Source organism: Companilactobacillus sp. FL22-1, assembly GCF_043951805.1.
GTDB lineage: Bacteria > Bacillota > Bacilli > Lactobacillales > Lactobacillaceae > Companilactobacillus.
The window spans coordinates 134,909-153,931 of the sequence record NZ_JBINJY010000006.1; the positions used below are offsets into that span (position 1 = coordinate 134,909).

General features: G+C 37.0%; 18 protein-coding genes. 2 read left to right on the forward strand and 16 right to left on the reverse strand.

Annotated elements, in window-relative coordinates; all coding sequences use genetic code 11:
• Positions 1 to 13 precede the first annotated feature (13 nt).
• Positions 14 to 868 (reverse strand): PRD domain-containing protein, encoded by an 855-nt coding sequence (locus tag ACG72T_RS06525; RefSeq protein ID WP_395265366.1) that lies wholly within the window; start codon positions 866 to 868, stop codon positions 14 to 16.
• 562 nt (positions 869 to 1,430) lie between these two features.
• Between ACG72T_RS06525 and ACG72T_RS06530 the strand changes: the two genes are divergently transcribed.
• Positions 1,431 to 3,125: a phosphoenolpyruvate carboxykinase gene (locus ACG72T_RS06530; RefSeq protein ID WP_395265367.1), complete on the forward strand. Its 1,695-nt coding sequence runs from the start codon at positions 1,431 to 1,433 to the stop codon at positions 3,123 to 3,125.
• A 64-nt stretch (positions 3,126 to 3,189) separates the two neighbouring features.
• Here ACG72T_RS06530 and ACG72T_RS06535 read toward each other — a convergent pair whose 3' ends face one another.
• From ACG72T_RS06535 to ACG72T_RS06575, 9 genes are all read right to left on the reverse strand, one after another.
• Complete coding sequence (locus tag ACG72T_RS06535) at positions 3,190 to 3,771, reverse strand: histidine phosphatase family protein (RefSeq protein ID WP_395265368.1); 582 nt, start codon at positions 3,769 to 3,771, stop codon at positions 3,190 to 3,192.
• A 13-nt stretch (positions 3,772 to 3,784) separates the two neighbouring features.
• A complete protein-coding gene (locus ACG72T_RS06540) occupies positions 3,785 to 4,681 on the reverse strand; it encodes an amidohydrolase family protein (protein WP_395265370.1) in 897 nt (298 codons plus the stop codon).
• A gap of 10 nt (positions 4,682 to 4,691) precedes the next feature.
• On the reverse strand, positions 4,692 to 5,702 hold the full coding sequence (locus ACG72T_RS06545) for an aldo/keto reductase (RefSeq protein WP_395265371.1): 1,011 nt from the start codon (positions 5,700 to 5,702) through the stop codon (positions 4,692 to 4,694).
• Positions 5,703 to 5,830: 128 nt separating this feature from the next.
• Positions 5,831 to 6,601, reverse strand: a complete 771-nt coding sequence (locus ACG72T_RS06550; protein WP_395265372.1) for a hypothetical protein — start codon at positions 6,599 to 6,601, stop codon at positions 5,831 to 5,833.
• Between the two features lie 148 nt (positions 6,602 to 6,749).
• On the reverse strand, positions 6,750 to 7,502 hold the full coding sequence (locus ACG72T_RS06555) for an ABC transporter ATP-binding protein (RefSeq protein WP_395265373.1): 753 nt from the start codon (positions 7,500 to 7,502) through the stop codon (positions 6,750 to 6,752).
• Between the two features lies 1 nt (position 7,503).
• Positions 7,504 to 8,505: an aliphatic sulfonate ABC transporter substrate-binding protein gene (locus tag ACG72T_RS06560; RefSeq protein WP_395265375.1), complete on the reverse strand. Its 1,002-nt coding sequence runs from the start codon at positions 8,503 to 8,505 to the stop codon at positions 7,504 to 7,506.
• Positions 8,505 to 9,272, reverse strand: a complete 768-nt coding sequence (locus ACG72T_RS06565; protein ID WP_395265376.1) for an ABC transporter permease — start codon at positions 9,270 to 9,272, stop codon at positions 8,505 to 8,507. Before ACG72T_RS06565 ends, ACG72T_RS06560 begins: the two co-directional genes overlap by 1 nt.
• A 19-nt stretch (positions 9,273 to 9,291) precedes the next feature.
• The gene (locus ACG72T_RS06570) at positions 9,292 to 10,998 is read right to left on the reverse strand and encodes an FAD-dependent oxidoreductase (RefSeq protein WP_395265377.1); all 1,707 of its coding nucleotides are present in this window, start codon (positions 10,996 to 10,998) and stop codon (positions 9,292 to 9,294) included.
• Between the two features lie 25 nt (positions 10,999 to 11,023).
• Positions 11,024 to 12,331, reverse strand: coding sequence for a YeeE/YedE family protein (locus ACG72T_RS06575; protein WP_395265378.1), 1,308 nt, complete (start codon positions 12,329 to 12,331; stop codon positions 11,024 to 11,026).
• A gap of 278 nt (positions 12,332 to 12,609) precedes the next feature.
• On the opposite strand from ACG72T_RS06575, the gene ACG72T_RS06580 reads away from it, so the two are divergent.
• Positions 12,610 to 13,443 carry a LysR family transcriptional regulator gene (locus ACG72T_RS06580; RefSeq protein WP_395265379.1) on the forward strand — a complete coding sequence of 278 codons (834 nt, stop codon included), beginning with the start codon at positions 12,610 to 12,612 and terminating at the stop codon, positions 13,441 to 13,443.
• A gap of 116 nt (positions 13,444 to 13,559) precedes the next feature.
• Here the strand turns inward: ACG72T_RS06580 and ACG72T_RS06585 are convergent, their stop codons facing one another.
• The 6 genes from ACG72T_RS06585 to ACG72T_RS06610 form a co-directional block, all read right to left on the reverse strand.
• Entirely contained in the window at positions 13,560 to 14,042 is a 483-nt protein-coding gene (locus ACG72T_RS06585) for a prolyl-tRNA synthetase associated domain-containing protein (protein ID WP_395265380.1), read from the reverse strand.
• An 86-nt stretch (positions 14,043 to 14,128) separates the two neighbouring features.
• Positions 14,129 to 15,541: a Na+/H+ antiporter NhaC gene (gene nhaC, locus ACG72T_RS06590; protein WP_395265381.1), complete on the reverse strand. Its 1,413-nt coding sequence runs from the start codon at positions 15,539 to 15,541 to the stop codon at positions 14,129 to 14,131.
• A gap of 391 nt (positions 15,542 to 15,932) precedes the next feature.
• The gene (locus ACG72T_RS06595) at positions 15,933 to 16,586 is read right to left on the reverse strand and encodes an amino acid ABC transporter permease (RefSeq protein ID WP_395265382.1); all 654 of its coding nucleotides are present in this window, start codon (positions 16,584 to 16,586) and stop codon (positions 15,933 to 15,935) included.
• A 10-nt stretch (positions 16,587 to 16,596) separates the two neighbouring features.
• On the reverse strand, positions 16,597 to 17,235 hold the full coding sequence (locus tag ACG72T_RS06600; protein WP_395265383.1) for an amino acid ABC transporter permease: 639 nt from the start codon (positions 17,233 to 17,235) through the stop codon (positions 16,597 to 16,599).
• Positions 17,232 to 18,059 carry a glutamate ABC transporter substrate-binding protein gene (locus ACG72T_RS06605; RefSeq protein WP_395265384.1) on the reverse strand — a complete coding sequence of 276 codons (828 nt, stop codon included), beginning with the start codon at positions 18,057 to 18,059 and terminating at the stop codon, positions 17,232 to 17,234. The genes ACG72T_RS06600 and ACG72T_RS06605 overlap by 4 nt, the downstream gene beginning before the upstream one ends.
• Positions 18,060 to 18,071: 12 nt before the next feature.
• On the reverse strand, positions 18,072 to 18,803 hold the full coding sequence (locus ACG72T_RS06610; RefSeq protein ID WP_395265432.1) for an amino acid ABC transporter ATP-binding protein: 732 nt from the start codon (positions 18,801 to 18,803) through the stop codon (positions 18,072 to 18,074).
• Between the last annotated feature and the right edge of the window lie 220 nt (positions 18,804 to 19,023).

Consider the following 19,023-nt stretch of genomic DNA (forward strand, 5'->3'; position numbering starts at 1 on the left):
ACCTCCTAGAATTTTATTTTTCTTGAATTAACCGTTGAATGTGAATCACAAAATAAACTAATTCGTTATCATTTAATGTAATGTTCAGTCGAGATTCAATTTTGTTACAAATCTCATTAGCTATTTTGTATGATTTTGGATAAAGTTTTTGAAAATCAGCTTCAATATCTTGATTCAAAATACGCTTATCCTGCTCATTGGTTTGTATCCGTGCAACCAAATACTGTAAATGGATCATTAGTCGATCAAAATAATTTTGGTTAGTTATATTTCTCGTAATCCCATATTCTGAAAAAACCGCACGAACAATTTTATTAACACTAGTGCCAAAGTCTTTGTCGTCGAATTTTTCCATATCTTCGGTTGCCTCAGTACCATGAGCATTGATGAAATGTAAGGCAATTGGTTGAGCTGCATCCCGAGGAAAATGCACATTCAGATCATGATTGATCATCTCAACCGCTCTGTCAGCAATTTCATATTCAACTGGATACTTATCACGAATATCAGGTGCACTACTTTTTTGATATTTACCCGACATCAAATGTTTGTAAGTTTGTGATATGTGATCAGTTAATGTTACATAAATATAATCAAGAACAGGATAGTGGAAGGTTTGCTTAGCCATTTCGATAATAGCAAAACTGGTCATTGTAATATCTATAGGTACATCTTTCAATAAGGTGCCAAATCTCTCTTTAGCTTCATTAGTATTCAAATAAAAAATTCTTTCCACCGCCTTGGGTGAAATATCATCTCCGTGTCGCTTCTGAAATCCAACACCTTTACCTTGAATAATTGCCTGATCTTTATTTCCAACATCCACCAGAACTGTGTTGTTATTATAAACACGATTTACTACTAACAAAGCATCCCCTCCTTTCATAAAAAAAATGACCATAAACTTCGCCCTTTGTGGGAAGCTCATGGTCATGCCTAATTTAATAGTAACAATCCAACTTTTTATTCAACTTACATGGATTATTATAACGAGCATTTTTTGTTTTGTAAACGCTTTAATTTTTATTTTTGGTATTAAATCATCATAATTCAATAAAAACGAATATATTTTTTGATCACAAATGCCTCAATTTAGGCGATTATATTTACAATAATGAATCACTTAAAAAAATCAAAAAACTTTTGGCATAGATTTTGTGCAAATAAGTATTGTTATCTGTCACTCTGAAAATGATTTTTGATTTTTTCAGAAAGTAACCCTTGCTCTCCTCCAGGATTACAATCAATTTAATCAAATAATTTTTTTATTTGAAATATTTCAAATCGAAATTCAAATTGATTGTGGTTGCCGCTAATTGGCTTTTTTAAATATTTCTAATATTAAATTAGTTCTAATTTTAGCTATCAGTTTGCTGAGAAATGCTATAAACTGATTATTAAGCTTATATTTGAAAGGAGAACTTTAACATATGTCTGACTCAATCGACGCTATCGAATCAAAAGCATTCTACATCAATCCTAATCGATCAGTTGCTGTAATTAATTACAACGAGGAGTATATTTCTGATGTCTTTCAGTTGATCAATAGCCAAGGTTTCCATAATTTAGTTGCCCTCTATCTTGAGGAAAGTCAACTTGCTGTAACTAACAAAGTTGAAGGCTTAGCTGCCGATACTTACATTAATATTTTGAAAGCTATTTTAATTGACGATAAACCCGCATATGAAAAATATGGTAATGAACAGATCTTAACTAGTATTGAAGATTTCTATTCATATTACCGTTCATACTTTAGAGTTTCTCTGATCAATAAACATAGCAGTGCTATCGTTAAGGGCAATTTTATGAATATCGATAATCGTTTCAACGAGGTCGTTATTCGTTTATATCGAGCTATTGAAGAAAAACTACAAGGTTTTTCAAATCGTGCATATCGCCAAATCAACGCTGGTACTAACGCCTGCGTCCTAACACAATCAATTAAATGGGACATGCCTGCCAAATACCAATCACTACAAAGTATCCGTTTCTTAGATACGATTATGATGCGTCCCCCAATGATGATGCACACTAAGAGTAACAAGCGTGAGGGTGTTTTCAGTGCTGTCAATGACAATCCCATTGAAAAATTCGACGGTTCCCAAAATGACTGGTACTGCTTCCCAGCTAAGATTGGTGAAAGTTTAGCTTTCATTTACTTCCATCGTGACTACTTTGTCAGTGGTATTGCTCTAGCCAATTTGTTCGAAGTCGCAGATGAAGCTAGCGTTGCCGGTAAGAAACCTGACGAGATCATCCTCTTTGGTCTTAAAGAAACCGAAGGAAATGTCAGCCATTACTATCACGACGAGGAAAATGACATCTGGATCGGGGAAGTTCCATATAACGACAAGACAACCTACTTTGGTTATATGAAGAAAATGTGTCTGACAGTTCACAATTTACATATGATTTATGAAAATAATCTACCTATCCACGGCTCAATGGTTCGAATCAGCTTCTCGAATGGTAAAACTAAGTCCGTTGTCTTCTTTGGAGACTCTGGTGCTGGAAAATCTGAATCAATCGAAGCCTTACAAGAAGTCGCAGATGACAAGATCATCAACATCGAAACTATCTTTGATGATATGGGTAGTTTTGCTTTCGACGATGACGGTAATGTCTATGCTCAAGGAACCGAAACTGGAGCTTTCGTTCGATTGGATGATTTGAGCAGCTCTGTAGCCTTTAATAACATGGATCGGGGAATTTACTTGAACCCTGAATTAAAGAACGCTCGAGTTATTCTACCTGCTAATACATACAAGCACGTTGTTGAACACCATTCAATCGACATGTGGGTTTATGCTAATAACTACGATGCTGAAATTGGCTTGCACCAGTTCCCTAATGAAGAAAAAGCTAAGGCTACCTTCATTGCTGGTAAACGTAAGGCCTTGGGTACAACTGATGAAGTCGGTATGAGTACGACTTTCTTCGCTAACCCATTCGGACCAGTTCAAGAAGAAGCAAAAACTCGTCCAATTATCGACAAAGTCTTCAATAAACTTTATCAAGATAACGTTTATGTCGGCGAGACCTATACTCACCTTGGCTATGACAAGTCAAAAGACAGTTTGCACGAGTCAGCTAAAGAATTGCTATCTGAATTAATGAATAACTAGAAAATTGCCTAGAAAAGCCCTTGATTCCATGGAATCAGGGTCTTTTTCGTTTATCATATTTCGTCTAGACAACATTGATCGTCGTTTCATAAGTAAAATCATGACCGTCAAAACTAAATTTCAGAACCGTACAATTGTGCAGATCAGTATGTTTAACGATTTCATCCAAAGATAGCCACTGCTTCAAAAACAAATAGATGGCACCGCCATGACCGACCGCTAAAACTTGCTGGTTGTCTTCTTGTTGCATTACGTTCGTCAATGTCTTGACCATTCTAGCTTGAACTTGATCTGCCCCCTCACCACCATAAGGTACGAAAGCATCCCCCATCGAACCGACTTTAGGATCAAATGGCGGATTTAGACGCTCACTCTCACCTTCAAACTCACCAAAATTCCATTCTTTTAAACCTTTTAACCGCTGATATGGTTGTGAAGTAACTAATTTCAAAGTATCCTCAGCTCGTTCCTGAGTTGAAGTGTAAGCATGATCGAAGGCAATTCCTTTTGTTTGAAAATACTGTCCAACTGATTTGGCATCAGCAATCCCTTGAGTTGTCAGTGGTGAATCACAAGCACCTTGAATCTTATGTTGTCGATTGAATAAAGTTTGACCGTGGCGCATGAGATAAAGTGTTTTTGGCATTAGTATCCCTCTCTTAAATCAATTTCAAAATATTATTATTATAAATATCTTCTTTAATCGCTTTTGAAACATTCATCTGTGCAATTGCCTGAATAATTTCTGATGTATCACCATTTGGCATCACGGCAAAAGGTGCATCCGTTCCAAATAACACATGATCAGCACCAAAGAAATCGACTGCTAGCTCTAATGCCTTAGGATTGCCCAAAATAGCCGTGTCGACATAAAACTTTTGAAAATCTTCATATTGTTGTTCTGACATCGTATATTTGATCCGACCAGCAAAAAATGGCACCATCGCTCCAGCATGATGAACGATGATTTTTAAGTTAGGGTATTTTTCAAAATAACCCGCTTGAACAATTTGGTACATTGCTTGTGTCAATTCATATTCCCAACTAAAAGTAATATTGTTATCTGGTTTCCTATCATCAAAAACTGGATGTAAAAAAATCGGCAAATCTTTTTTTGCCATCGTTTCAAAGACCGCTTCAAACTCCGGATCAGCAATCGACTTACCTAAAGCCCTTGTAAAGAGTTGGATTCCTACAAACTGACCTTTTACTTGTTGTTCAATTATTTGTACAGCTTTAGGGATATTATTCATTGGTACCATTGCGACAGCCTTCGTAAAAATATCAGAATTATCATGAACTAACTGAAGTAGTTCTTCATTCACAGCAATACATAACTTGCTAGAACTTGCACCATCTAAGTAATCTTCTGGATTCAGATTGACGTTAGAAATGATTTGTTTTACATCTGTAGGGAAAGACTCTTTTCTAATCGTCATATCAGTTAAAGCCGGAATCTTCAAAAAAGGATTTTGTTCGATAATATCAGGTACAGCATGTTGCAGCTGTTTAAGTAAACCAATCGGCAAAACATGGGCAAAACTGTCAATTTTCATAAACTTCTCCTTAACGTGTATAATCGTGATTTTGTTTGGAAAAAGCGCCAACGACTGCATGAGGTTGATATGGTTCTTCGAGGTAAGCTACATCTTCTGAAGTCAGCTTCAATTCCAAGGCATCAACTGAGCTTGCCAAGTGATCTGGTTTCGTAGCGCCAATGATTGGAGCAACAACTTGTTTCTTTTGCAACAGCCATGCTAGTGCTACTTGCGCCATTGTTGCTTGATATTTATCAGCAACTTCATGAACTCGCTTAACAATTTCCATATCATTAATCTCAGCTTGATCGTACTTGCTGACAGCTACTTTATCAGTTTGCGAACGTTTGGTAGCTGCATTCCATGTTGTACGAGTTAAATGGCCTGAAGCCAATGGACTGTATGGCGTGACAGCGATATTTTGATCTTCACACAATGGCATCATCTCACGCTCTTCTTCCCGATACAACAAATTCAAATGATTCTGCATCGAAACAAATGGGGTCCAGTTGTGTGCTTTAGCAATGGCTTGGGCTTTTTCAAATTGCCATGAATACATAGCTGAAGCTCCGATATATCTAGCCTTGCCAGCTTTAACCACATCATGCAAAGCCTCCATTGTTTCTTCGATTGGTGTATTGTAATCCCAACGATGAATGATGTATAGATCAACGTAATCCATATCCAGACGTTCTAGACTTTGATCAATTTGCGACATAATTGCTTTGCGAGATAGTCCAGCTTGATTAGGCTTATCGGAAGGACTGAAGAACACTTTGGTAGCCACGACGACTTCATCACGGTTGGCGTTTTTCTTCAAAGCTTTACCGACATATTCTTCACTGTCGCCATGTGAATATATATTAGCTGTATCAAAAAAATTAATACCTAAATTCAACGCTTCTTTAATTACTTTTTCACTCTGATCATAATCAACTGCCCAAGGAAACATCCCTGACTCTGGTCGACCAAATTCCATCGTCCCTAGACAAATTCGAGAAACATCTAAACCCGTATTACCTAATTTTTGATAATCCATTCTAACGTCACCTTTCGTAAAAAAATAGACATTCTCACAAGAGAACATCTTTAGTATGGCGCCAATTTATTGAAATGTATAATACCTATTATTCATTAGCAAGTATACCTTTTAGGTATGGAAAACCGCTATTTATTGTATTTCTGATTGAGCTGCTTAGTTAAACTCTGCAATTTTCGGATCAACGGATTGTTAGTCTTCTCTTTCAACTTAGGATTATTCAATTGAAACTCTTTTGCGGAAGTATTTTTGATCCATAAGTTGTATTTCGGATTGCTAATCGTATATGAATTGTGAATCGTAAAGCCGCTCTGCTTCAAAACGGCGTTATGATCTGATGGTTCATCTAAATGATTGGGAATAAGGCCAGTAATAATTTTTGAACCGATCGCAGGTAACGGAAATTCATCATTTTTAACAAACAATTCCCGTTCCGCATTCTTAGATTGTTCCTTAGTGTACCAATGATTAAACGATACTAAGCCACCGTCAAAGACTAAATAAATATTCTTACCTTGCATGGTTTTATCGCCACTGATGACTTTGTCGACATGAATCTTAGCTTTCGTATAAGCCATATTCTTGGGACTATTCATTTTTTGTAAGTTATAGACGGTACCTTTGATGACTGACTGATTATGGTTCTGTAGCTGATCTAAGGTCAAACTAGTTGTATTAAATTCATCCGTGAATCCGGCGCTATGCACGACCTTAACTTTCGAATCGAAAATTTCTTTGTGCCACTGACGTTGATTTTTTTGAATAACCGTTGCTGACTGAGCGACCATTTCGGACCGTAAAGATTTCTTATCAATACTTTTTAAAGAATTAACACTGTAAGCGGATAGCGGTAAGGTAAATACTAATAAAGCTACAACGATCATTAGTGTTTTTTTCATTGCAAGCCTCCTTTGTGCCATTATCGCACGTGACAGAAAGTTGTTGTACCGCGATTATTTTATATGTTTCATGTAATTAATTGTATCTGTTCTATAACAAAAAAATTCCTATCAAGGACGATTAAATTTTGTCTTGATAGGAAATTTTTTATTGATTAATAATTTCTAAAATGCTTTTACGATAAACATCTATCTTTCTTTCCAATTCAAAATCATCTAATTGTGACAGATCAGTATTTTGAAATGGATTATCTTTGATCTGAACGATTTTTTTATCATGAGCATTCATAATAGCAATCCGATTGCCACAACGAATCGCTTCATTTAAGTCGTGGGTGATCATGAAAATACTCGTATTTTCTTTTTGCCAAATATCCAAGATCAATTGTTGCATCTTCGCTCTAGTAAAGGCATCCAAAGCACCAAATGGTTCATCCATCAACAACAATGGTGATTTATTAGCTAGAACTCTGGCAATAGCAACTCGCTGCCTCATCCCCCCAGACAATTCAAAAGTTTTGGTATTGCTTTGATCACTCAGTCCAATCAGATCCAACAAGTAAGCTACTCGTTGATTGATTTCCGTCTGAGAAAATTTTCTAGCTTTCAAGCCAAAACCGACATTGTCCTTAACTGTAAACCAAGGATATAACGAAGAGTTTTGAAAAACGACACCTCGTTGCCAGTCAGGGCTAGTGATTGGTTCTCCGTTCATCGTTAAAGTTCCCTGGGCTTTGATAAAACCAGCTAAAGCTTGCAAGATAGTGCTTTTGCCACAGCCAGATGGTCCAACTAAAACGAAGATCTCATTTTGAGCAATCGTAAAATTAGTTTTCTCGATCACTGGTTCATCAGAGTGAGGGTACTTGATCGATAGATCTAATGCTTTAACTAATTCCATCTTATTCCCCCTCCTGATAAACGAATTTTCTGAACTGTGTCAATGTCGGCGCATAGCTGATAGTTTGTTGTCCAGACATGAATTTTCCAGCCCGTTGCATTTCGACGACAAATTGTCCTAACTGATTTTTTTGACCTAAATACTTAGCTGAATATTCTTCATTGAGTGATGGCCAAGTGGTACCACACATCTGTTTATCAGCATCCCCGTTACTGATACCAGTTTGTTTAGCCGCCGACTTGACGGTTGTTTCGTAATCGTTTTTTCGTAATTGGTGTGCTTTTGATAAAACGCCAACAAACTTTTTAACATCAGCTGGGTGCTGCTTCAAGAAAGCCTTGCTGACTAAAGTAATATTAGCCGTTGAATAACCAGCTTTTGATAAATCAGAACTGTCCACTAACACGCGTCCGTCAGCTTGTAATTGTGATAAAGTCGGTTGCCACGTATATGCAGCATCGATATTGCCACGCTTCCAAGCTGCAACAATATTTTGCGTATCCATATCTAATAGCTTCACTTTATGTTCTAAACCAGCTCTTTTTAAAGTGATCATCAAACTGTAATGCGAAGTCGAGGCAAACGGCGTCGCAATCTTTTTACCCTTTAAATCAGCAACCGACTTGATTCCAGAGTTCTTTTTGACGATCAAAGACTCGTTACTGCCACACATTTCATTGATCCACAGTAACTTCACAGGAATCCCAGCAGTCAGTGCTACGATGCCGTTAGTATCACCCATTGTAGCGAAATCAACGCCGCCAGACATCAATGCTTTGTTAGCATCGACTCCTGAATCGAAGGTGATGAAACTGACTTTTTTATTCGGAAAGGCTTTTTGAAAATAGCCCTTATTTCTAGCCACAGCCACATCATTAGGTGTATTGAGAATGCCAATTCTGACTTCATTGGGTTTCGTTTTATTCTTGGTAGAGCAACTACTCAGATTGACAGTCAGTAACAAAATCATTCCTACAAGAACAAATTTAACTAACCGTTTCATCAGTCTTTACCCTTCCAGAAGATCCATTTTCTTTCCAGCAACTGTAGTAGCCAATCTAGCAATAAACCTAATCCACCAAGAATAAAGATACCCATGAACATAACGCTACTCTTCAAATATTTCGAAGCATCGATCACCATCCAGCCGATACCAGATGTTGAAGCAACCATTTCCGCAGCAACTAAAGTTGAAAATGATACACCCATAGCTGTTCTGATGCCGGTAAAAATATCCGGTAATGAACCTGGGAAAATGACCCATTTGAAGATCGACCACTTGTCTGCTCCTAGTGACTTAGCGCTCAAAACATAGTCTTGATTTAAGTGATGAACACCTTCAACGCAAGCGATATATATCGGTGCAAAAGCTGCTAAATACAGCAAGATTATTTTTGAACCCTCGCCGATACCTAACCATAAAATCAAAATCGTATAGTAGGCCAAAGGTGGGATTGGACGATAAAACTGGATCAGAGAATCAACGATTGCATGGACCCATTCTGACATCCCTGAAGCTAGTCCTAATGGAACTGCTGTGATGATTGCCAAGATCAAAGCTGAGAAAAGTCGAAACAAGGTGATACCTAAATGTTGCCAGAAGGAAATATTGTTATAGCCGTGTACCAAAATACTAGTAAACGTGAACCAAACATCTTGTGGTGATGGAAAGAGGATTGGTGAGACCAATTTTAAGTTGGTGACCAAGAACCAGATTGCTAATAAGACGACCCAAACACAAGTCGTTATTAGTAATGATTTTTTCTTCATTTCATCACCCCCTACTTAATTACAATAAATCAAAACGATAGTTTGTCACAATTGGTTTACGATCTGTAGTTTGATCTTTGAAATATTCATATTCACAAAGGTCCAAATATGATCCTGCAATATTGATAACATTTTTATAACCGCGGTTATTCAAAGCTCGAACCAGATTATAACTACGTTGTCCTACTAAACAATGAGCATAAACTGGACAATCTGTTGGAATTTCATCTAATCTTTGACGGAATTGACTTAATGGAATATTTACAGCACCAATAATATGTCCTTCTTCATATTCCTTCGGTTCACGTGCATCAAGGATAAAGGCTCCATTTTCTACTAATTTACGAATATCGCTAACTTGTACTTGTTTGAATTCTCCGTTCAAAACATTTTCAGCAACTAAAGCGGCCATATTAACGGCATTCTTAGCGGTACTGAACCAAGGTGAGTAACAAACTTCTAGATGTGTTAAATCTGAAATATGTCCATGCATAGAAATCATTGTTGCAATAATATCAATTTGTTTATCAACATCTGATTTGCCAATGGCTTGAGCCCCAAGAACTTCGCCACTTGGATAGCCAAAAATAAGTTTCAAGTATAACGGCGTTGCATCAGGCATTAAACCAACTCTACTCTTAGGAATAACTACCGCAGTACGATAGTCGATACCATCTTTTTGACATTCACTTTCCGTTAATCCGGTTGAAGCAACATTGATATCAAAAATATGAATGGCTTGTGAGCCAATAAAGCCTCTTGTTTCCACAGTTCTACCATAAATATGGTCAATCGCGTCTCTTGCTTCCATTTGAGCTGGGAAAGCCAATGCTAAACGAGTCTTTTTACGTGTTAACATGTGACTAACTTCAATTGCATCACCAACTGCATAAATGTTAGGGATTGATGTTTGATAGTGTTGATCAACAGCAATGCCACCTGTTAACCCTAACTTACAGCCGATCTTACTTGCCAAAGTTGTATCTGGTTTTACACCAATAGCTACTATAACTGCTTGAGACTTGATGACACGGCCTGAACCTAATTTGATACTATCATCATTAATTTCGGCTAAACCATCATCTAAAATAACGTTAACACCATGATCATAAAGTTCTTTATGAACTAATTGAGCAAAGTCATCATCGATTGTTCCCATAACATGACTAGCTGCTTCAATTAGGGAAACTTTTGTCCCCGTTTGAGCTAAGTTTTCACATACTTCCAAACCAATAAATCCACCGCCAATAATCGCAACATCAGTCACTTTATTGACATCCAAGTAAGTTTTGATCTTTTTTATATCAACAACATTTCTGACCGAGAAGACATTATCATGATCAATTCCTTTGATACTGCTTGGCATGATTGGATTAGCGCCTGGTGACAAAATTAATTCATCATAGGTAACATGTTTTATTTCACCTGTCTGTGTATTTTTGACCTCAACATCTTTTTTCTCAGGATCAACATTAATAACCTCAGAGTTAACCTCAGCATCAATAGCATATTGATCCTTAAACTGTTTTGGAGTCATCATGACTATGCTGTCGGCGTCTGGAACCAATCCACTTAAGTGATATGGCAATGAACAATTAGAGAACGATACATCTGGTCCTTTTTCGAACATTGTAATCTCTGCAAATTCATCTAATCTACGTGCACGAGCTGCTGCTGATGCACCTCCTGCAACTCCACCTACTACAACAATTTTTTTGTTATCCATTATAAAGCCACTCCTTTTAATATAATTATTCAACACCATCTGAAACTAAATATTTTGGTAACAAATCAACTTTACCTTCAAACAACTTAATACCAACCATGCCTCCTAATATTAGGAAAAACATGAACACGTATCCATGAACTGAGAAATTACAAATGGATGAGTAAAGAGCACCAATATTACATCCACGTGCACAACGACTACCTAAACCCATTAGTAATCCCCCTGTAGCATAAATAAAAATATCTTTTTTTGTAAAATTAAACTTCATAGAGAATCTACCAGCCATCAAAAATGCTAAAAATGCTCCTAAGACTAATCCAATATTTCTAATCGTTCCACCATCTACTAATAAGCTGCCCTTCATTGCTTCCGCCGTTTCATCAAAAGCAGGTGAAGTAAATGTTACTCCGAATAGTCCTAAAAATTTTTGATCTAGTGAGACAAATGGTGTGGTAACTCCCCATGCTTTACCAGTTGTTATTAAAATAAAAATTGCAGCAATTGAGATACCTATGGCTCCAGTTATAAAACTCCATCTTTCAACAAAGAATTTATGATATGTTTCCCATGAGAAAAATTTAATAACCTTTGCATTATCGTTTATAGGCTTTTCAAAGTCTAAATAGTCAGACTTTGGATCTGAATACATTCCCATTTCCTTTTTATGATTTTCATATTTCTTGGTCAAATAATATAGTCCAAGGAATATTAATAAGGTCACGGCTATTGAACCACCATAACCGATATACTGTGGCATCCACGCTTTGATACCTATTTGTCCAATAGCAGACTGGTCCAAATCATATCCTAATTTTTGTCCTGGCGCAGCAGCTAAAACAAAAAATGGCAATGCTATCCAAGAATGTCCTTCACCTTCACCAAAATCTGATAGGGTTCCACTAGCACATCCACCAGCTAGCATCATTCCAATTCCAAATAGGAAGCCTCCCAATGCCGTTGAAATATTTCCCATTCTAACATTTTGAGTTCCTGGAATAATGGACTGCGTTTCACTTGTAACTTGCCATGCGGGTAGAGCACCTTTACTGGCAGCAGCCCATTGAATTCCAATATTAACAACTGCTGTAATTGCAAACATAACAAGGAGTGCATTGGTTAAACTAGCTTCTCCACGATAAAATACCCTTTTAATTCCACCTGCAAACCCAAATCTAGATCTTGTCAAAACATAACCTAACATCAAACCCGCAAACAGAGCCATTGGCAATTTACTTGCCTCTGAGTTTAAAAATATTGCCCAAATAATTACTAAAACAAAGACCATCAATCCAATAATTGGTTGTTTAGCATTTAAGCCATATTTCTTCATATTTTTTCCAATCATCAGCCTCAGCACCTTCCATTCTTAGTACACGCGTGTTTATGGTGTTAATTTATCATAAATTATATTAATATGTAATCGTATTCACGGTTGATATTCCAATACATCCTTGTGAAAAAAATCTTTTACTTTATTCATTAGTTACCATCTATCAGTCTTACCACACTCGTACCGATATTTTTATATTATAATTTAATCACAATATTAAGCCGTTATTATATTTATATATCGCTACATAAATAATATTTATATCGAGGTAAAAACTTATGTTTAGAGACATTGTTGCCTTTCAAAAAGTATATGAAACGCGAAGCATCACACGTGCAGCTAAGGAATTATACGTCACTCAACCAAGTGTTTCGATTCAAATAAAAAAACTAGAGGAAGAGCTAGGTGTTCAATTATTCAAACGTAATGGTAATAAGGGACTAGTACCTACTGAAAATGCAAACCGATTTTATCGTGATTCACAAATAGTACTGAACAATTGGGAAAATTCCCTAAATCACTTAGTAAAAAAACATCGTAGTAACCGTATCAAATGCGTTATTGGAGCCTCTCAAACCACCGCTAATCATGTTATTCCGCCATTAATGGATAGTTTAAAGAAATATTTCGATCGTTTTGACTTCGAATTAATCACAGCTGATTCTGAAAAGATTCTTGAAGAAATCACTAAACGAGAAATAGACTTCGGTATTATTGAAAAACCTATTGTGACTCATGACATTGAACAAGTATCTTTTGCCACTGATGAATTAGTCTTAGCAGGCGATATTGATAGCCCGGAATGGATAATTGGAAAAACTGGTTCTACCCAACGTGAATATACTGATAAATACTTCAACGAACATCATATTCGTCCAACCAAAATTATCAAAGTAAACGACAATAACTTAATAATTAAATTGGTCTCTAGACGAATTGGAAAAGCTATTGTGGCTAAACGCTCCATTACTGATACGTTATTACCATATGAACAGCTAACAAGTGATTTTTGTAATCAATTTTATTTAATCAATCCAAAATTAGCTAATTCTACCGAAATTCAAAACTTGATCGCTCTGGTTAAGACCTTATTACCCCAATTGCATTTCTAAGGATAAAAGCTAGATTACAATTTATAGATTAAAAAATAATGGTCTAGAAATCAAAATGACTTCTAGACCATTATTCTATAATCATGAAACTTACTGTAGCTGATAACAAATATCACTTAAATTATCTTGTAATCATACCCCAAATCAACCAAGAATCTTTCCAAGTCCTCCATCCCAAGAAACAACGTCTTAGTATTATCATTCGGATGAAAGGTCAATGGCTTCTGGCCAACAATATCTTTTTCAAAATAAACTTGAACGTCCTTTTCCCGGTTATTCAGCAGTCCGAAGATTGAAACAAAACCTGGCTTTAAACCTAATTTTTCCAGCAATAATTGCTCTGAAGCAAACTTTAGATGTTTTTCGCCAATCAACTCACCAAAATGTTTCATATCAAGACGTTTATCATCAGCCATAAAAACTAAGTAAAAGGCTTTTTTCTTATTATTGGTCAAAAAGAGTGATTTGGTTCGAATACAATCTTTACCCTCAATATACTCGTCTGCTTTTTGTGCAGTGTAGACGGCCGGATGTTCAACAATTTCATAGTTTATTTTTAACTTATCTAATTCTGCCTTCACTTGTTCATATGGACTCATCGCAACTTCCCCCTCAAATACCTCATACTTTTGTAAATAAAAAAGAGCATCTCTGCTCTTAGAATATCTTATTTACTGATCAATTGTTAGACAGTCGCAACTTTCTTATCAGTTTTAACTGTCTTAGTTAAACGTTTCAATCCGATACCGGTAAATCCACTGATGATTGAGAGGATTGGTGATAACAAACTAAAGAAACAAAATGGCAAGAAGGCTAAGGTTGGAACTCCTAAGGTATTGGCAGCAAAGGCACCGGCAACACCCCAAGGAATCAAGTAGTTAATTACGGTCCCTCCATCTTCAAGCACCCGACTTAGAGCTAAGTTGTCCAAACCACGTTCGTTGAAAGTTTGTTTGAAAGCTTTACCTGGTAAGATAACTGACAAGTATTGTTCACCAACGAAGATATTAACACCGATTCCGGATAAAATCGTGGCTGTAACGACTGATCCTGGTGTCTTCAACTTCTTAGCTAGTGGCGTCATAGCGGTCTGAATCACATCGAATTTCATCAATAATCCACCTAATGACAAAGTAAGGAAAATCAAGGAAACAGTACCCATCATTGAGGTGATCCCACCTCTAGTCAGTAAAGCATCGACACTAGCATTACCAGTTTTTGAGACAAAGCCATTCTCGATGAAACCAGCGATATCTTTAATTGGTGTATTAGGCTTTTCTACAAAAATCATTCCAACTGTAACGGTGATATTCAAAATCAAAGTAGCGATGGCTGGCACTTTTAATATGGCGCAACAGAACAATAGTGCGATTGGTAAAAGAGCCCACCAAGTAATGACAAAGTGGCTGTTCAAAATATTTAATGTCGTATCAATTTTACTCAAACTAGCATTTGAACCGGCATTGCCTAAAATTGCGTAAAGAATCAAAGAAATGATAAAGGCAGGAATCGTAGTCCACATCAGGTTCTTAATATGATCAAATAAATCATCTTCAGCAATGGCTGAAGCTAAGTTAGTTGAGTCGGACAATGGTGATGTCTTATCACCAAAGATAGCTCCGGAAATGATGGCTCCAGCAACTAAAGCTGGACTCATACCGAGGGTTTGTCCCATTCCAAACAAAGCAATCCCAATAGTTGAAATGATAGTAAAAGCACTCCCAATTGACGTTCCTATCAAAGCACAGACAAGAAAGACAGAAGGTACGAACCATTGTACTGAGATCAGATGAAAACCTGCAACCATCATCGAAGGAATGATTCCGGCAGCAATCCATGTACCGATCAAAGCCCCAATTAAAATAAAAATGAAAATGGGAATGATACCATTCTTTACGCCTTCAGTTATTCCATCAAAAATGTCGTCCCAACTGTTGCCACGGACTTTACTCCACAGAATCAATAGGCCAATGACAACTAAAACCGGTGTCTGTGGTGATAAACCAAACTTGATAACACCAAAACCTAAAACTATTAACATCACAACCAAAATTGTAACGGCTTCTCTAAAACTAATCGCTTTTTTACTCTTGTTCATTATCTTTCCTCCAAAATTGTTTTTACATTCAACTGAAAAATCAATATCGAGGATTACCACCGCATGTATTAATCATCATTTTCAATACCCCTTGTATAAAAAAAGTCCCTGCTGCAAACATATGCAACAGGGACGATTTACCGTGGTACCACCCAGCTTGAGAATAGTTAAATAAACTATTACTCCACTCTTGAGAATAACGGCTCTCTTATTCCGCTTGGAAAACCAAGTCGTGTCTGGTATTTCATAACTGCACCCTGACCGGTTCGCATCAACCACCGGCTTTCTTACGCCCAGATACATTACTAATTGATTCAGACACTTATATGTGTTTATTCGATTGCCTTAAACAATAACAGGCTTATTTTGATCTGTCAACATTATTTTAATTTTAGGCCATCCGACGATCGATAATTCTCGACAAAATGGACAATGCGTAACAAACGACAAAGTACATCAATGCCATCGCTACGAAGACTGGAATAATATAATTTGGATCTTGTCCGTAAACGACTTGTCCATGTTGCATTAATTCCGGAACCACAATGATTGTGGCCAAAGATGTATCCTTGATCAATGAAATAAATTGACTAACCAAGGCTGGAATCATTTTTTTATAAGCTTGTGGAAGAATTATATGCCACATAGCTTGCGACATCTTCATCCCCATTGCACGGGCAGCTTCCATCTGACCGATATCAACCGCCAAGATACCTGAACGGATAATTTCAGCAATCATCATCGATTCAAAGACTGTCATCGCCAAAATTGCGGCTGGAATCGTATCCGGCTTGAAACCAAATGCTGGCAATCCAAAGTAAACGAAGAAGATGATCAACAGCAATGGTAAATTTCGGATAACATCAATGATCAGACCGATAATTCTTGAGAAATAAGGAATCTTAGCATAACGGATAATTCCTAAGATCGATCCAAAAATGAAACTTAAAACCACCGATATAACGGAGATCAAAATCGTGATCCATAAGCCTTGGAGAAGGAATCTGATATTGATCCATGAGTAAGCGTCAATCCAAGTTTGCATAATACCCCTCCTAAGCTAATTTTCTTTCTAGATGTTGCATGTAATAACTGATTGGTAAAGTAATGATCAAGTAGAAAATACCAACAATGATGTAGGTATTGACTGTGTCAAAGGTCGTTGAAGCAATGGCATTACCTTGATACATTAAATCAAAACCAGCCACAAAGGCTAGAACTGAAGAATTTTTGACTAAGTTAACGAACTGGTTACCTAGTGGTGGGATTACGTACTTGAAGGCCTGTGGTAAAACGATATAACGCATCGCTTGCCAGAAAGTCATCCCTTGACCACGTGCTGCTTCCATCTGTCCGATGTTAACAGAATTGATTCCCGCACGGACTGTTTCAGCGATAAAAGCTGATGTATAAATCGTCAGTCCAATCGTTCCGGCAGTAAATCCATTGATCTTAACGACATAAAGCGGAATTACTAAATAGAAGAACATCGTTATAACCAACAAGGGGATATTTCTGAAGACTTCAACGTAGACTCTCCCGACTACCCTTAAAAACTTATTTGGTACAACTTCCAAAATAGCGAACAGTGAACCGATAATCAAACTAAAGAATAGTGCTAAGACACTTGATAAAAGGGTCCAGCCGAAGCCACTAATAAACGCACTCCAATTATCTGTAAGTAGATGTATCATTTGCGTAGCACCTCCTTGTAGTTGAATCCTGGGACATTACCGAACCATTTGATAACTAACTTATTGTATGTTCCATCAGCTTCAACTTCTTTTAAAGCCTTATTGATAGCTGACTTAAATTCAGTTTGGCCTTTATTGATTCCGATACCATATGGTTCAGTCGTAAAGGCTTTACCTTGCAATTTATAGCCTGGATTATTAACTGCCATACCAGCTAAGATGACATTATCAGTCGTCAAAGCATCACCTTGACCTGATTTCAAAGCTGTCAAGGCTTGAGCATAATCTGGCAACTGTAAAACCTGCGCTTTTGGAGCGAATTTTTTCACATTTTGAACAGAGTTAGAACCGACAACACCAATAACGGTCTTACCATCTAGGTCTTGAACCTTCTTGACTGAAGAGTTATTTTTAACCAAAATCGATTGACCAGCGTCAAAATATGAATTAGAGAAGTCCAGAATTTTTTCACGTTCTGGCGTTATGGTCATTGTAGCGATGATTGCATCGATATTACCATTCTTTAGCAAGGGGATACGTGACTGTGACGTAACGGTAACAAACTTAGCTGTAGCATTCTTGCCGTACATTTTCTTCGTTATAGCTTTAGCCAAGTCAATTTCAAACCCTTTTTCTTTTCCGTCTTTAACATCAATCAAACCTATCAACTTTGTATCGGCTTTGACGCCCCATGTCACTGTCTTTGATTTTTTATCATTTTCATAAACATTTTGTGCTGACAGAGGTTTGGAGCCACAGGCTGATAATGTAACGGCTAGAAGTAAAGAAGTGATAACTAATACTAAATATTTCCAGCGTTTCATATCCTTATCCCCCTAGTGTTTAATAATTTTGCTGAGGAACTGACGTGCACGTTCATTAGTTGGATGATTGAAGAAAGTATCTTTGTCATCATCTTCCAAGATTTGTCCATCAGCCATGAAGATAACCCGGTTAGCAACTTCTTGAGCAAAGCCCATTTCGTGGGTCACGATCAAAGAAGTCATATCGCTTTGGCTTGTAACATACTTGATTACTCCCAAAACATCATCGATCATTTCTGGATCAAGCGCACTAGTTGGTTCATCGAATAACATGCAACGAGGCTTCATAGCTAAAGATCTAGCGATAGCGACACGTTGTTGCTGTCCACCAGAGATCTGTGCTGGCATACTGTGAGCTTTGTCAGCCAGACCGACCCGATCTAACAAGGCCATTGCTTGTTTCTTATTCTCATCTTCATTCATTTTTAAGACAATTCTTGGAGCTAACATGATGTTTTCCAAAACGTCTTTATTTGCATATAGATTAAAGTGTTGGAAAACCATGCCGACATCTCGTCTAATACGATTGATATCAGTCGATTTGTCTGCAATATCACGACCATTTACGATCAATTGCCCCTCTTGGATCGTTTCCAAACCATTAACAGTTCTAGATAAAGTACTCTTTCCTGAACCTGATGGTCCAATTAAGACAACTGTTTCACCCTTATCGATTTCCAAGTTGATGTCCTTTAAGGCATGGAAATCTCCGTAGTACTTTTGAACCTTGCGGAATTCAATCATTGAAGACATAATAAAATCTCCCTTCTTACTTCATAAAAGATTTTTCTAAAACTTATATTAAGAAAATTTTAATGTTAAACCGAACTTTTAGCAACAAAAAACTTCTTTGTGAATAAAATGTTCGACTTTTTTCAGCTGGCTAGGATTACACGCAAACTATAACACCAATCTTATCTAAATATTCATTTCAACAATTCCAAAAATAAATTTTTTTTACGAA

What these genes read in the sequence shown, in the direction of transcription:
- ACG72T_RS06530 (WP_395265367.1), top strand. Translation starts at nt 1,431, where the DNA reads ATGTCTGACTCAATCGACGCTATCGAATCAAAAGCATTCTACATCAAT.
- ACG72T_RS06535 (WP_395265368.1), bottom strand. Translation starts at nt 3,771, where the DNA reads ATGCCAAAAACACTTTATCTCATGCGCCACGGTCAAACTTTATTCAAT.
- ACG72T_RS06540 (WP_395265370.1), bottom strand. Translation starts at nt 4,681, where the DNA reads ATGAAAATTGACAGTTTTGCCCATGTTTTGCCGATTGGTTTACTTAAA.
- ACG72T_RS06545 (WP_395265371.1), bottom strand. Translation starts at nt 5,702, where the DNA reads ATGGATTATCAAAAATTAGGTAATACGGGTTTAGATGTTTCTCGAATT.
- ACG72T_RS06550 (WP_395265372.1), bottom strand. Translation starts at nt 6,601, where the DNA reads ATGAAAAAAACACTAATGATCGTTGTAGCTTTATTAGTATTTACCTTA.
- ACG72T_RS06555 (WP_395265373.1), bottom strand. Translation starts at nt 7,502, where the DNA reads ATGGAATTAGTTAAAGCATTAGATCTATCGATCAAGTACCCTCACTCT.
- ACG72T_RS06560 (WP_395265375.1), bottom strand. Translation starts at nt 8,505, where the DNA reads ATGAAACGGTTAGTTAAATTTGTTCTTGTAGGAATGATTTTGTTACTG.
- ACG72T_RS06565 (WP_395265376.1), bottom strand. Translation starts at nt 9,272, where the DNA reads ATGAAGAAAAAATCATTACTAATAACGACTTGTGTTTGGGTCGTCTTA.
- ACG72T_RS06570 (WP_395265377.1), bottom strand. Translation starts at nt 10,998, where the DNA reads ATGGATAACAAAAAAATTGTTGTAGTAGGTGGAGTTGCAGGAGGTGCA.
- ACG72T_RS06575 (WP_395265378.1), bottom strand. Translation starts at nt 12,331, where the DNA reads ATGAAGAAATATGGCTTAAATGCTAAACAACCAATTATTGGATTGATG.
- ACG72T_RS06580 (WP_395265379.1), top strand. Translation starts at nt 12,610, where the DNA reads ATGTTTAGAGACATTGTTGCCTTTCAAAAAGTATATGAAACGCGAAGC.
- ACG72T_RS06585 (WP_395265380.1), bottom strand. Translation starts at nt 14,042, where the DNA reads ATGAGTCCATATGAACAAGTGAAGGCAGAATTAGATAAGTTAAAAATA.
- nhaC (WP_395265381.1), bottom strand. Translation starts at nt 15,541, where the DNA reads ATGAACAAGAGTAAAAAAGCGATTAGTTTTAGAGAAGCCGTTACAATT.
- ACG72T_RS06595 (WP_395265382.1), bottom strand. Translation starts at nt 16,586, where the DNA reads ATGCAAACTTGGATTGACGCTTACTCATGGATCAATATCAGATTCCTT.
- ACG72T_RS06600 (WP_395265383.1), bottom strand. Translation starts at nt 17,235, where the DNA reads ATGATACATCTACTTACAGATAATTGGAGTGCGTTTATTAGTGGCTTC.
- ACG72T_RS06605 (WP_395265384.1), bottom strand. Translation starts at nt 18,059, where the DNA reads ATGAAACGCTGGAAATATTTAGTATTAGTTATCACTTCTTTACTTCTA.
- ACG72T_RS06610 (WP_395265432.1), bottom strand. Translation starts at nt 18,803, where the DNA reads ATGATTGAATTCCGCAAGGTTCAAAAGTACTACGGAGATTTCCATGCC.